A 12823-nucleotide genomic window follows, 5' to 3' on the forward strand; every position below is an offset into this window, starting at 1 on the left:
CGAACGCCATGTTTTTCATTGCGGCGTCAGCCACCAGGTGCTGCCGTCCGCCTCTACACTGTACCCTTTCCGCGCGGCGAAACGTTCAACGGTTTTCCGCATCGGGTATCCTTTTGTACGGTTCCAGGTCCAATCGTCCCCGGTGATCCGGGCATTTGGCCATAGACGGTGCGCAATCATCAGATCGGCCGCTTTTTTATCCGCATCGATGTAGATCAGGTCGGGCATGATGTCCCAGCGTTTCAGAGCCGGCAGGATACCGGGTGAGGCGCCGACCACAGGCACGAACCTGTCCCTGAAATCCGATATATTGGCGAGGGCGCAAGCCAGCGGGCCATATGCCGCGACAGAGTCGGCAAAGGCTTTCTGGTCGGCGGGGTCCGGATATGCGGCGGTCAGGCGCGGGCGCCCCACATAGCGGCGGCATTGATCAATCAGGGCTTCGCCCCATGGGTCCACGCCGACAAGGCGCAGGTTTTGATCCGTTTCCAGCCAGCGGCGGCTGGACCCGCATAGGAAACAGCCGATCTCCAGCATGACGGCGGGACGGTGCTCGGTGATGATCGCCTCGATCCGTTCGCGTCCGCCGCCATCCAGTGTAAAGGGCCAGCGCGGCACACCGGCAATGGACGGCCACGGATACCGTTTGGCAAGTGCCCGAAAGGCGTCTTCCGTCCCCATCACATCCCGCCTGCCCGCTGCGTTATTCCCCGCCCTGTTCCATGCCTAGAGTATGGAGAAACCCGTTGCGGCCCAATCCTTCAGAAACGCGTCCAGACCTTTGTCGGTGAGCGGATGGTTGAACAGTTTCTTCATCACATCCCACGGCATGGTGGCGACATCGCCACCGATTCGTGCGGCTTCCAGCACATGGACCGGGTGGCGGATGGAGGCCACCAGAATTTCCGTGTCGAAACCGTAATTGTCGTAAATGGTGCGGATGTCCTCGATCAGCTCCATGCCGTTGAAGCCCACATCGTCATGCCGTCCGACAAAGGGCGAAATGAATGTGGCGCCGGCCTTGGCCGCCAGCAGGGCCTGATTGGCGGAAAAGCAAAGCGTGACATTGACCATGATGCCCTCGGCCCTGAGGGCCTTGCAGGTTTTGAGGCCATCCACCGTCAACGGCACTTTAACGGCGATATTGTCGGCGATTTTGGCGCATTTCAGACCTTCCTGAAGCATCGTCTCATGGTCTGTCGCGACCGTTTCCGCCGAAACCGGGCCGTCGACGACCGATGCGATTTCGCTGAGCGTCTCGAAGAAATCGCCACCGGCCTTTTTGACCAGTGACGGGTTTGTCGTCACCCCGTCCAGCAGACCGGTGTCATGGGCTTCCTTGATTTCGTCGATTTTTGCGGTGTCCAGAAAGAATTTCATCGCGTTTGGTCCCGTCTCATGGGTTGATGGCTGGTATGGAATCCGTCAGGGCCGGTCCCATATGGAGCATGCACTTTCCCGCCTGCCTACTGAAAGCGTGGACGTATTGCAAGAAAAGCCCCCGCCGCGCACCGCCAGGCGGCCTGAGTAAGATGCCTTTGGCAGCGTGGCTACGGACACATCGGCCTTGCACCTTTGGCTCTGGTCCGCAAGATGACGCGGATGGTTGCAGAACGATACAGTATAAGGGAAAGGCGCCATGGAAACGGCCATCATCGCATTTGCGGCCCTTGCCGCGTCCCTGCTGACGCTGTTTTCCGGTTTTGGCCTGGGGACGCTGCTGATGCCGGCCTTTGCCCTGTTCTTTCCCGTGCCGGTGGCCGTCGCGGCAACGGCGGTCGTACATTTGGCCAACAATCTGTTCAAATTTATCCTTCTGGGCCGCCTGGCGGATTGGCCTGTCGTGCTGCGCTTCGGTCTTCCCGCCGCGCTGAGCGCGGTGGCGGGTGCCCTGCTGTTGGCGGAGCTTGCCGCGCAGCCGCCGGTTCTGGATTACATCCTGTTCGGACAGGCAGTGAATGTCACGATGATCAATTTGGTTATCGGTCTGCTCATTCTGGCTTTCGCCATACTTGAACTGAGCCCCGCTTTCGCCGTCATACAGGTGCCGCGACGCTATCTGGCGGCGGGTGGGGTGTTATCCGGTTTTTTCGGCGGACTATCGGGTAATCAGGGGGCCTTGCGCTCGGCTTTCCTGATCAAGGCGGGTCTGGACAAACAGGGGTTTGTCGCCACAGGCGTTGTCTGTTCGGTCATTGTCGATACGGTGCGTATTGTCGTCTATGGCCTTGCTCTGCATTCGGGCGGTTTTGGCGGATTTGACAGTGCACTGACGGGAACGGTGGCGCTGGCCATGCTGATGGCTTTTGCCGGTGCCTATCTGGGTGTGCGTCTTCTTGGCAAGGTGACGCTGCGTTTCGTGCAGCTTGCTGTTGCTGTGATGATGATGATCGTCGGTCTTGGGCTTGTCAGTGGTTTGCTGTAAGGCCCATTCTTCTTGGCCGGGACAGGCAGTGTTACGGAAACAGCAGTGACGGACGCAGGCAAAAATCTGACGGCGGATAGCGTTGAGGGCATGGTGCGTCTGTCCGTTCTGCTGCCCATGCCGTTTGCCGGGCCGTTGGATTATCTTTATGCCGCGCCAGTGTCTGAGGGCAGCATTCTACGCGTGCCGCTTGGGCCGCGCGAAGTCACGGGTGTCGTCTGGCCCGCGGCCGATACTAAACGCCCCAGTGCCCCGGACAAGTCCGACAGGACGGTTTCCGTCGAAAAGTTGAAACCTGTTGCCGGACGTGTCGATATGCCGCCCCTGACGCCCGATTTGTGCCGCTTTGTCGATTGGGTCGCCGCTTATACGCTGACATCGCGCGGCCGCGTTTTGCGCATGATCCTGTCCGTGCCCGCGGCCCTGGAGCCGCCACCGGTCCAACGTATTTTCGCGCCTGGCCGTGAACGGCCTGCGCGTTTGACGCCCGCCCGCGCGCGCGTGCTGGATGCCATCGCCGCACAGGGCCCCTTGAGTGCCCGCGCGGCGGCAGAGGCTGCCGGTGTCAGCGAAAGCGTGGTGCGCGGTCTGGCCAAGGCCGGCGCGTTGACCATGCGGGAGGTCAGTGCCGATGCGCCCTACCCGCTACCCGACCCGACCCGGCCCGGCCCGGCCCTGTCCGATGAGCAGGCTGCCGCTGCCGCCGCCGTTTGTGGTGCCGTCACGGCCGGCGAATATGCCGTTTTTCTGTTGGACGGAGTTACGGGGTCCGGCAAGACCGAGGTGTATTTCGAAGCTGTCGCAGCGGCGCTTTCCCGTGATGACGAGACGCAGATCCTGGTTCTGGTGCCCGAAATCGCGTTGACCAGCCAGTGGCTGGACAGATTTGAGGCCCGTTTTGGCGCAAGGCCTGTCGTCTGGCATTCCGATGTGGGACAGGCCGCGCGCAGACGCGCCTGGGCGGCGACCGCCAGGGGAAGCGCCCGCGTGATTGTCGGCGCGCGCTCGGCCCTTTTCCTGCCGTTCCGGAAACTTGGTCTCATCGTGGTGGACGAGGAACACGATCCATCCTTCAAACAGGAAGACGGTGTTCTTTACCATGCCCGCGATATGGCCGTACTGCGGGCCTCGCTTGGTGGCTGCCCCATCGTACTGGCGTCCGCCACGCCCAGTTTGGAGACGGCCGTCAATGCCGATGCGGGCCGGTACCGGCGCCTGCGGCTGACCGCACGCCATGGCGGCGCGGCCTTGCCGGACATCCGCGCTGTCGACATGCGGCGGGACCCACCGCCGCCGGGCCGCTGGATTGCACCGCCGTTGGAGGCGGACATGCGGGACACGCTGGCGCGCGGCGAGCAGGTGATGCTGTTCCTCAACCGGCGCGGTTACGCCCCGCTGACACTGTGTCGGACATGCGGCCACCGGCTGGAATGTCCCCATTGCAGTGCCTGGATGGTGGAGCATCGTTTTCAGCGCCGGATGCAGTGCCATCATTGCGGTCACAGCGGTCCGGTGCCGCCGGCCTGTCCGTCCTGCGGCGCCGAGGACAGCCTGGTGGCGTGCGGTCCCGGTGTAGAACGCCTGTTCGAGGAGGTCGGCGCCCGTTTTCCGGAGGCCCGTATCGCGGTGATGACCAGCGACACGCTTGACCATCCGTCGGAGACCGCGCGTTTCGTTGCCGACATTGCCGCCGGGAATGTGGATATCGTCATCGGCACGCAGATCGTTACCAAAGGCTACCACTTCCCGCAGTTGACGCTGGTGGGTGTCATTGACGCCGACCTCGGCCTGCGCGGCGGGGATCTGCGCGCGGGTGAGCGGACCTATCAGCAGTTGACCCAGGTGGCGGGCCGGGCCGGCCGTGCGGCAAGACCGGGCCGGGTGTTTTTGCAAACCTACGATCCTGCGCACCCTGTGGTGGACGCTCTCGTCAAGGGGGACGGCGCGCGTTTCATGGCGCTGGAGGAAGACGGGCGCCGTCGTCATGCCATGCCGCCCTTTGGGCGGTTGGTGGCGCTCATCCTGTCCGGCCGGGACGAAAGTGCCGTAATCGAGACAGGTCGCCGCCTGGCCGCCACTGCACCGAGTGGACAAACCCCTGGCGGCGAGGCGGTGCAGGTGCTGGGCCCCGCGCCTGCGCCACTGGCCCGTCTGCGTGGGTATTACCGGGTGCGGCTGCTGTTGCATCAGCGCGGTCTTGGGCGTGTGCAGGCGTTGATGCGCGACTGGCTCAAGCGCAGCGAGCCGGTCAAGGGTGTGACTGTCAAAGTCGATATCGATCCATACAGTTTTCTCTAGTTCCGGTTCGCTTTCACGGCGTCTCGCGGGCCCTGTTTTCAGTGGCGCTATGGCGCGTCATCTCAGTGCTTGCCCCCCATAAAACCATGTGCTAGAGGGGTCCCGCATTCCAGCCGGTCTTTGCTCTTGGACGGGCGGGTTATGCCGGAAAAGGCAGTGGTTTTAAGATGCGCGGGCGTGTTCCCGCACAGTTGCCACCCGCAACCGGCATGGCCCATACGCCCCCGCAGGACAGACCGGCCCCGCCGATGCAGGCGAAGACGTCATTCTTTACGGTCAAAGGATGTTTTGCCTGCCGGTGCATGAAGGATCCGGCCCTGATAGGGGTCGCTAATAATTTAGGGGATTGCCGGTCGTGGCTTCGCTTACAGGGATTGTTTCAGGGATTGCCGGCCGTTATGCCGTGGCTCTCTTCGAGATGGCTGAGGCGGAAAAGGTGTTGGACACCGTCGCCGGCGATCTGGACGCGCTGGGCATGTTGCTAGGTGAAAGCGTTGAATTGCGCGAGCTTGTGTCATCGCCCCTGATCAGCCGGACCGAACAGTCTTCCGCGATTGTGAAAGTAGCCGCAGAGGCCGGCTTTCACACGCTGACCAAAAACACGCTGGGTGTCCTGGCGGCGAATCGTCGTCTTGGATATGTGAAGGCTGTGATCCGTGATTTCGGCAGACTGCTGGCGCATCATCGCGGCGAAATCGCCGCCGAGGTGACGACCGCGCGCCCACTGACCAAGACTCAGCTTGCGGATCTGACGAAAAAACTCAAACTCGCCATGGGTCGTGATGTGGCCGTCGAGGAGCAGGTGGACGAAAGCCTGATCGGCGGCATCGTGGTCCGGGTTGGTTCTCGCATGGTCGACGGCTCGCTCCGGACCAAGCTCGATAACCTCGCAATCGCCATGAAAGGGGTTCAGTAATGGAAATCCGTGCGGCGGAAATCTCCAAGGTCCTGAAGGACCAGATCGCATCCTTCGGTAATGAGGCCGAAGTCTCTGAAGTCGGCACCGTGCTGTCGGTGGGTGACGGGATTGCCCGCATCTATGGTCTTGACCAGGTGCAGGCCGGTGAAATGGTTGAATTTCCCGGCGGCATCAAGGGGATGGCGCTGAACCTTGAAACCGACAATGTCGGTGTCGTGATCTTCGGCGATGACCGCACCATCAAGGAAGGCGACACCGTCAAGCGGACGGGCGCCATTGTGGACGTGCCGGTGGGCAAGGGGCTGCTGGGCCGTGTTGTCGACGGGCTCGGCAATCCGATTGACGGCAAGGGACCGCTGACCGATGTGACCCGCCAGCGGGTTGAAGTGAAAGCTCCGGGCATCATTCCGCGTAAATCGGTGCATGAACCCATGCAGACCGGTTTGAAGGCGATTGACTCCCTGGTGCCGGTTGGGCGTGGCCAGCGGGAACTGATCATCGGTGACCGGCAGACCGGTAAGACGGCGGTTGCCATTGACGCCTTCATCAACCAGAAGACGGTGAACGACGCCGCCAAGGAAGACGGTGAGAAACTGTTCTGCGTGTATGTCGCCGTGGGGCAGAAACGGTCCACCGTCGCGCAGATCGTCAAGACGCTGGAGGAAAAGGGCGCGCTGGATTATTCCATCGTCGTTGCCGCCACCGCGTCTGAGCCCGCGCCGCTGCAGTTCCTCGCGCCTTACACCGGCTGCACCATGGGTGAATTTTTTCGCGACAACGGCATGCATGCCGTGATCGTGTATGATGACCTGTCCAAGCAGGCCGTGGCGTATCGTCAGATGTCCCTGCTGCTGCGCCGCCCGCCGGGCCGCGAAGCTTATCCGGGTGACGTCTTCTATCTGCACAGCCGTCTTCTTGAGCGTGCCGCCAAGCTGTCCGATGCCGAGGGGGCCGGATCGCTGACCGCGCTGCCGATTATCGAGACGCAGGCCGGTGACGTATCCGCCTATATTCCGACCAACGTGATCTCCATCACCGATGGTCAGATCTTCCTTGAGACGGATCTGTTCTATAAGGGTGTGCGTCCGGCCATTAACGTCGGCCTGTCGGTCAGCCGTGTCGGCTCCTCCGCGCAGGTGAAGGCGATGAAACAGGTGGCGGGCTCCATCAAGCTGGAGTTGGCGCAGTTCCGCGAAATGGAAGCGTTCGCCCAGTTCGGCTCCGATCTGGATGCCGCCACGCAGAAGCTTCTGAACCGGGGCGCCCGTCTTACGGAACTGCTGAAGCAGCCGCAATACTCGCCCCTGCCTGTGGAAGAACAGGTGGTGACCCTGTTTGCGGGTGTAAATGGTTATCTGGATGATGTGCCGACCGGCGATGTCACCCGTTTCGAGCAGCAGTTCCTTGGCGAAATGCGCGCCAAGCATGCGGATCTGCTTGCCGTGATCCGGTCCGAGAAGAAGCTGAGCGACGACACCAGCGACAAGCTGAAATCTATCCTGGGCACCTTTGCCAAGGCTTTCAGCTAAGTCTGGCGGCGTGCGGCACTGGCGCTTCGCTAAGTAAAGAAAGGTTTCTTTGATGCCAAGCCTCAAGGACCTGAAAGTCCGGATCAATTCGGTCAAGTCGACGCAGAAGATCACCAAAGCCATGAAAATGGTGGCGGCATCCAAACTGCGTCGCGCGCAGGAGGCGGCTGAGGCTGCCCGGCCGTATGCCGAACGTATGGAAAAGGTGCTGACCAGCCTGGGGACTGCCGTCCAGGACCAGCCGGGGGCGTCGCCGCTTCTTATCGGGACCGGACGGTCCGAGGTGGAGCTGGTGATCGTCGCAACATCCGAACGGGGCCTGTGCGGCGGTTTCAATGCCAACATCGTCAAGGCGGCGCGTGGACATATCCGCAGTCTGCTGACCGGCGGCAAAACGGTGAAGATTTTTTGTGTCGGCAAGAAGGGCCACGCCCTGCTGAGCCGGGAGTTCAAGGACCATATTGTCGGCCTGAAGGATATGGCGGGGATTAAAAAGCTCGGCTTTGCCGATGCGCAAGCCATTGCCTCCGATGTGCTGGCCGGTTTTGATCGCGGTGAGTTTGACGTTGCGACGCTGTTCTATTCCCGTTTTCAGTCGGCGCTCGCACAGATACCGACCCGTCAGCAGTTGATCCCGGCCCCCGTTGGCGCGGCCAATGATGACGAGCCTGCCGGTGAAGCTGGTACTGGCGATGCGGCCTATGAATATGAACCGGATGAGGAATCCATTCTGGACGATCTGCTGCCGCGCAATGTGGCCGTACAGATTTACCGGGGGCTTCTGGAAAATGCCGCATCCGAACAGGGCGCGCGCATGACCGCGATGGACAACGCCACCCGCAACGCCGGCGACATGATAGACGGTCTTACGCTGACCTATAACCGGACACGTCAGGCATATATCACCAAGGAACTGATCGAGATCATCTCGGGCGCGGAAGCGCTTTAAGATAGGAAGCAGGAGTAGCACATGGCTGCCACCAACATTACCGGTCGCATCACACAGGTTATCGGCGCTGTTGTCGATGTGCAGTTCGACGACCATTTGCCCGCCATTCTGAATGCGCTGGAAACCGACAACAACGGCCAGCGCCTGGTGCTGGAAGTTGCGCAGCATCTGGGCGAGAACACGGTACGGACCATCGCCATGGACAGCACCGAAGGTCTGGTGCGCGGCGGCGAAGTGTCGGACACGGGCGCGGCCATCTCTGTCCCCGTCGGGCCGGAAACGCTGGGCCGTATCATGAATGTGATCGGTGAGCCGATCGACGAGCGCGGTCCTGTCAACGCCAAACAGACCGCACCCATCCACGCCGACGCGCCCGCCTTTGAAGACCAGTCGACGGAACAGGAAATCCTCGTCACCGGTATCAAGGTCGTCGACCTTTTGGCCCCCTATGCCAAGGGCGGCAAGATCGGCCTGTTCGGCGGCGCGGGCGTGGGCAAGACCGTCCTTATCCAGGAACTGATCAACAATATCGCCAAGGGTCACGGCGGTTACTCCGTATTCGCGGGCGTGGGCGAGCGGACGCGTGAAGGCAATGACCTCTATCACGAGATGATCGATTCAGGCGTGATCGATCTCGAGGGTGAATCCAAAGCCGCGCTGGTTTACGGTCAGATGAACGAACCTCCTGGCGCCCGTGCCCGTGTGGCACTGACCGGTCTGACGCAGGCGGAATATTTCCGCGATCAGGAAGGCCAGGACGTTCTGTTCTTTGTCGACAATATCTTCCGCTTTACCCAGGCGGGCTCGGAAGTGTCGGCGCTGTTGGGTCGTATTCCCTCCGCCGTGGGCTATCAGCCGACGCTGGCCACAGACATGGGGGCGCTGCAGGAGCGCATCACCTCGACCAAAAAGGGCTCGATCACGTCCGTGCAGGCCGTTTACGTGCCTGCCGATGACCTGACCGACCCGGCGCCGGCCACATCCTTCGCCCACCTGGACGCAACCACGGTGTTGAACCGGGCGATTTCCGAGCTTGGCATTTATCCGGCCGTGGACCCACTTGACTCCACCAGCCGCATCCTTGACCCGCTGGTGGTCGGTGAAGAACATTATACCGTCGCCCGTCAGGTGCAGGAGGTGCTGCAGAAATACAAATCCCTGCAGGATATCATCGCCATTCTGGGCATGGACGAACTGTCCGAGGAAGACAAGCTGACCGTTGCCCGTGCACGGAAAATCCAGCGTTTCCTCAGCCAACCCTTCCATGTGGCTGAGGTGTTCACCGGCTTCCCCGGTGTCTTTGTGGCCCTAGAAGACACCATTGCCGGCTTCAAGGCGATCGTGGCGGGTGAATATGATCATCTGCCGGAAGCCGCCTTCTACATGGTCGGCTCTATCGATCAGGCGGTCGCCAAGGCCGAGAAAATGGCGAAAGAGGCAGCCTAAGCTGCCTTTGAAGAGTGAACGGCAAACGCAATAGGATTGTCCCGCATGGCTGACCAGTTTCGCCTTGAAATCGTTTCTCCCGAGCGGCTGCTGGCCGATCGGTCTGTCGCTTCGGTCGTAGTGCCGGGCACGGACGGTGATTTTGGTGTCCTGCCGGGGCACGCACCGATGCTGTCCACGCTGCGTCCTGGTATTGTCGAAATTTCCGAGCATGACGGCGCGGTGCCTGACCGTCTGTTCGTCAAGGGTGGGCTGGCCCAGGTGGACGATACGTCGCTGACCCTTCTGGCCGAGGAAACCATTGACCTGAACAATGTGGACGCCGCCATTCTGGAAAAACAGATGGCCGACACGCGCGAGGATATCGAGGACGCCAAGGACGATGTGGAGCGTGCCGCCCTGGAAAAGGAACTGGGATGGATGACAGCTCTCTCAGACGTGATTTTCTAGAAAACAGATCCTACGGGTATTGAAAAAGGCGGCCTTTCAGGGGCCGCCTTTTCCTTTTATGGCAGTTGCGGGTAAAGCCCGTCGATGCAGATGAAAAAACCCATCCCAGTATAGGGCTGCATGATGCTGAAGGGCACGCTTGCCCCCGCCGACGATACGGAGACCGACCCTGTTGCGCCGGTGACAGTGTTGAGGGCGGTGTCTAGTTGTGTGCCGCTGGGTGCGTAGGTCGATACCTGGACACCCTGCGGATGCACGCTTGTCGCCATGAAGCTGCCTTCGGCGGGGACTTGCAGGTCGGCATCTTCCGTCGTTGCGTTGACGGTCAGCGCGAATTGCGATGGCCGGCTGTGCGTGTGCTGGGGCAGGTTTGCCGCTACCAGCGTCACCTGTTCCTGCCCGGTGACCACGCCCACCTCCTGCTGGAAGGTGGTGCCTGTCAGGGGCAGGCCGGTCGGTGTAATCCCGCGGAAATCCGGCAGGGCGAAGTTGGTGGTTCCATTACCGCCATATTGGGTTCCGATCAGGGAAAACAGGGCGGTATTATCGTTAATGGGTAGGAGCTGCCCATTGCACGGGGCGAAATCCACCATAACGCGCGTCGATGGAAACAGGACGATGTCGCCATAATAATAATTGTTGGCAGTCATGATTGACCCTTTCTGTTCTGCGGTCAGCTGCGTTGTGGATATTCGCCGTCCCAGGCGATGTAAAAGGCCTGTGCCATATTGGGCTGACGGTTTTCCCGTGGGAGGGGCGCCGCCTGTCCCTGATCCTGAATGGTCAGGCTGGCATCGACGAACGCGCCGCCCACTTCCACAAGACTGGATGGACTGGGGTTGTTCTTGTAGCGCCTGACGGGCTTTCTTGGCTGCGGGCCGGATACGAATTCCGCACTGGCCTGATAGCCGTCCGACACCGGACCGGGGCTGGTTGCTGTGTCCGTCGCGGCCTTGACCGATACACCCTGAATGTCCTGGTGGACGATATTGTGGTGGTGTGACGGCATGTTAATGAATGATTGGGCGATCGATTGCACCCCGCCAAACTGACCGATGGAAAAGCTTGGCAGGCCGGGGCCGGTTCCCGGACCGAGAATGGCGCGTGCTTTCAGATTGGGAACGCCGAAGCTGGTGCGCCCATCGCCGCCATAGATATTGCCGATGATGGAGAACAGCGCTGTGTATTGTGCGATGGAATAAAGCGATCCGTCGCAAAGCAACCACTCATCGGGCATGGGCCGGGCATTGGCCCAAAAGCGGATTTCGCCGATCAGGGGAAATGCTGTCATGGTGAAATCTCCGGTTTTGTCAGTTGAAAGAGGGATACAGGCCGTTGGTGCAGATAATGGCGTGAATGGCGTAATAGGGCATCAGGTTGAACTGTTGGTCCCCCAACCCCGTGTCGCCGGTATTGTCCGACGTGCCCGACGGCGTTTCCACACCGCCCAGATTGACGGTGGTTGGCGTCGGTGTTGCGGTGGAGCTTATATATTGCGCCACGTCCACACCGTTGCTACCGATGCCCTTGGCAAGCACAGAGCCGGTGGCCGGGGTGCTTTGCGTGCCGTCCGCCGTGGTGGCGTACATATAGATATTCATATGGTTCAGTGTGGCACCATGGGTGTGCGCCGGCATGTTCGCTTCGCTTAGCGTGACATAGGTTTGCCCCGATTTTTCACCGAGCTGGTAGTTATGGACGGAGCCCGGCCGCTGGCCGGTGCCGACAGGCAGACGGCCGCGGAAATCCGGCAGGGCGAAGCTGGATCTGCCGTCACCGCCGAACTGGCTGCCGATAATGGAAAAAAGGGCCTGATACTGGGATACCGCCAACAACTGCCCGTCGCAAAAGGCCCAGTTGTGCGGTGCGAATGTTCCGCCGAAAAAGGTGATCTCACCCAGGATAGGGTCTCTGGAACTCGACATGTTTTTTCCCTCCAGTTTAATCCAAGTCCCTATAGACTACCGAAGGTCGAAAAAAATAAAAATGCAAATAATGCCATTAATATAATTTTCACAATTTTAAATGGCTAAAGGTCAGTATATATGACCTTTTGGGGGATGGATTCTATATTTAATAGAAAACTGACCGGACTAAAGGCTGTACAGTGGCCACGTCACAATACATCCCGTTTTATATATCATACTCTTTGAGGGAGAGGCCCAAGCTGGCGTTCCAGTGTGTTGGAGGGGCTCAGCCCTTCCGTGTGGGTCAGCAGATATGCGACACGGCCGCCGGATGCATGTGCCGTATCGGTATCATCGGCAGTGTCGACGTCTGAGCCGAAGGGCAGCAGAATTGTCTCAAATCGACCGCTGAGGCCCGTGATATCCGAGAAAGCCCCATGCACGATCACGGGCACGGCGATTTCCGTGACCAGGCAATAGATATAATACCAGCGCCGCAGTTCCTCATCCGTTCCATTTTTGACACTGGTCCTGTACCAGCTGCTGTTCTGCAACGCTTTTGAGATGTTCTGACCGGTCAGGCGGGTGCGAAAATCCTGCTCTGCGTGGATCACTTCCACGAGGACAATATTGTTCAGAACGGATTTCAGGTCGGCAGGGCGCATGCTTGTGCGCAGGGGCAGGCCACTGCCGTCGGGTCGGGGCAGCGCGGACCAGTAGTTCAGCAGAGCCTTCGATTTTTCCAGGGTTGGCTGTTCGACAAAGGTGACAGCGCGCAGGTGCCTTTCAGCATCCGGAGAGCGCAGGCTCTCCGTCCCCCAATAGTCTATGCACCCGATCATCCTCAACCCACATGATTTCCCTGCGCGCATGACTAAAAGAGCGGGATTAAGGAAGTGT

General features: G+C 60.2%; 13 protein-coding genes. 7 read left to right on the forward strand and 6 right to left on the reverse strand.

Features of this window, described 5'->3' with window-relative positions:
• Window positions 1–15: 15 nt before the first annotated feature.
• Complete coding sequence (locus tag BXY39_RS09680; RefSeq protein ID WP_121938652.1) at window positions 16–681, reverse strand: class I SAM-dependent methyltransferase; 666 nt, start codon at window positions 679–681, stop codon at window positions 16–18.
• Between the two features lie 45 nt (window positions 682–726).
• A complete protein-coding gene (gene fsa / locus BXY39_RS09685; RefSeq protein ID WP_121938653.1) occupies window positions 727–1380 on the reverse strand; it encodes a fructose-6-phosphate aldolase in 654 nt (217 codons plus the stop codon).
• Window positions 1381–1639: 259 nt separating this feature from the next.
• Here fsa and BXY39_RS09690 point away from each other — a divergent pair, with 259 nt between their 5' ends.
• The 7 genes from BXY39_RS09690 (at window position 1640) to BXY39_RS09720 (ending at window position 10016) form a co-directional block, all read left to right on the forward strand.
• Window positions 1640–2425, forward strand: coding sequence for a TSUP family transporter (locus BXY39_RS09690; protein WP_121938654.1), 786 nt, complete (start codon window positions 1640–1642; stop codon window positions 2423–2425).
• Between the two features lie 45 nt (window positions 2426–2470).
• Window positions 2471–4723, forward strand: coding sequence for a primosomal protein N' (locus tag BXY39_RS09695; protein WP_245999033.1), 2253 nt, complete (start codon window positions 2471–2473; stop codon window positions 4721–4723).
• Between the two features lie 355 nt (window positions 4724–5078).
• A complete protein-coding gene (locus BXY39_RS09700) occupies window positions 5079–5639 on the forward strand; it encodes a F0F1 ATP synthase subunit delta (protein WP_121938977.1) in 561 nt (186 codons plus the stop codon).
• Complete coding sequence (gene atpA, locus BXY39_RS09705; RefSeq protein WP_121938655.1) at window positions 5639–7171, forward strand: F0F1 ATP synthase subunit alpha; 1533 nt, start codon at window positions 5639–5641, stop codon at window positions 7169–7171. The genes BXY39_RS09700 and atpA overlap by 1 nt, the downstream gene beginning before the upstream one ends.
• A 52-nt stretch (window positions 7172–7223) precedes the next feature.
• On the forward strand, window positions 7224–8120 hold the full coding sequence (locus tag BXY39_RS09710; protein WP_121938656.1) for a F0F1 ATP synthase subunit gamma: 897 nt from the start codon (window positions 7224–7226) through the stop codon (window positions 8118–8120).
• A gap of 21 nt (window positions 8121–8141) precedes the next feature.
• Window positions 8142–9566 (forward strand): F0F1 ATP synthase subunit beta, encoded by a 1425-nt coding sequence (gene atpD / locus BXY39_RS09715; RefSeq protein WP_121938657.1) that lies wholly within the window; start codon window positions 8142–8144, stop codon window positions 9564–9566.
• A gap of 45 nt (window positions 9567–9611) precedes the next feature.
• A complete protein-coding gene (locus tag BXY39_RS09720) occupies window positions 9612–10016 on the forward strand; it encodes a F0F1 ATP synthase subunit epsilon (RefSeq protein ID WP_121938658.1) in 405 nt (134 codons plus the stop codon).
• Window positions 10017–10072: 56 nt separating this feature from the next.
• Here the strand turns inward: BXY39_RS09720 and BXY39_RS09725 are convergent, their stop codons facing one another.
• From BXY39_RS09725 to BXY39_RS09740, 4 genes are all read right to left on the reverse strand, one after another.
• Window positions 10073–10666, reverse strand: a complete 594-nt coding sequence (locus tag BXY39_RS09725) for a phage tail protein (RefSeq protein ID WP_121938659.1) — start codon at window positions 10664–10666, stop codon at window positions 10073–10075.
• 23 nt (window positions 10667–10689) lie between these two features.
• Window positions 10690–11307 (reverse strand): phage tail protein, encoded by a 618-nt coding sequence (locus BXY39_RS09730; RefSeq protein ID WP_121938660.1) that lies wholly within the window; start codon window positions 11305–11307, stop codon window positions 10690–10692.
• Window positions 11308–11326: 19 nt separating this feature from the next.
• A complete protein-coding gene (locus tag BXY39_RS09735) occupies window positions 11327–11941 on the reverse strand; it encodes a phage tail protein (protein ID WP_121938661.1) in 615 nt (204 codons plus the stop codon).
• A gap of 215 nt (window positions 11942–12156) precedes the next feature.
• Window positions 12157–12765 (reverse strand): PAS domain-containing protein, encoded by a 609-nt coding sequence (locus BXY39_RS09740; protein WP_170163737.1) that lies wholly within the window; start codon window positions 12763–12765, stop codon window positions 12157–12159.
• Window positions 12766–12823 lie beyond the last annotated feature (58 nt).

The organism is Eilatimonas milleporae, assembly GCF_003688555.1.
In the GTDB taxonomy this organism is placed as follows: Bacteria; Pseudomonadota; Alphaproteobacteria; order Sphingomonadales; family Kordiimonadaceae; genus Eilatimonas; species Eilatimonas milleporae.

Coding starts and splice junctions, on each gene's coding strand:
- BXY39_RS09680 (WP_121938652.1), bottom strand. CDS start 681: ATGGGGACGGAAGACGCCTTTCGGGCACTTGCCAAACGGTATCCGTGG.
- fsa (WP_121938653.1), bottom strand. CDS start 1,380: ATGAAATTCTTTCTGGACACCGCAAAAATCGACGAAATCAAGGAAGCC.
- BXY39_RS09690 (WP_121938654.1), top strand. CDS start 1,640: ATGGAAACGGCCATCATCGCATTTGCGGCCCTTGCCGCGTCCCTGCTG.
- atpA (WP_121938655.1), top strand. CDS start 5,639: ATGGAAATCCGTGCGGCGGAAATCTCCAAGGTCCTGAAGGACCAGATC.
- BXY39_RS09710 (WP_121938656.1), top strand. CDS start 7,224: ATGCCAAGCCTCAAGGACCTGAAAGTCCGGATCAATTCGGTCAAGTCG.
- atpD (WP_121938657.1), top strand. CDS start 8,142: ATGGCTGCCACCAACATTACCGGTCGCATCACACAGGTTATCGGCGCT.
- BXY39_RS09720 (WP_121938658.1), top strand. CDS start 9,612: ATGGCTGACCAGTTTCGCCTTGAAATCGTTTCTCCCGAGCGGCTGCTG.
- BXY39_RS09725 (WP_121938659.1), bottom strand. CDS start 10,666: ATGACTGCCAACAATTATTATTATGGCGACATCGTCCTGTTTCCATCG.
- BXY39_RS09730 (WP_121938660.1), bottom strand. CDS start 11,307: ATGACAGCATTTCCCCTGATCGGCGAAATCCGCTTTTGGGCCAATGCC.
- BXY39_RS09735 (WP_121938661.1), bottom strand. CDS start 11,941: ATGTCGAGTTCCAGAGACCCTATCCTGGGTGAGATCACCTTTTTCGGC.
- BXY39_RS09740 (WP_170163737.1), bottom strand. CDS start 12,765: ATGATCGGGTGCATAGACTATTGGGGGACGGAGAGCCTGCGCTCTCCG.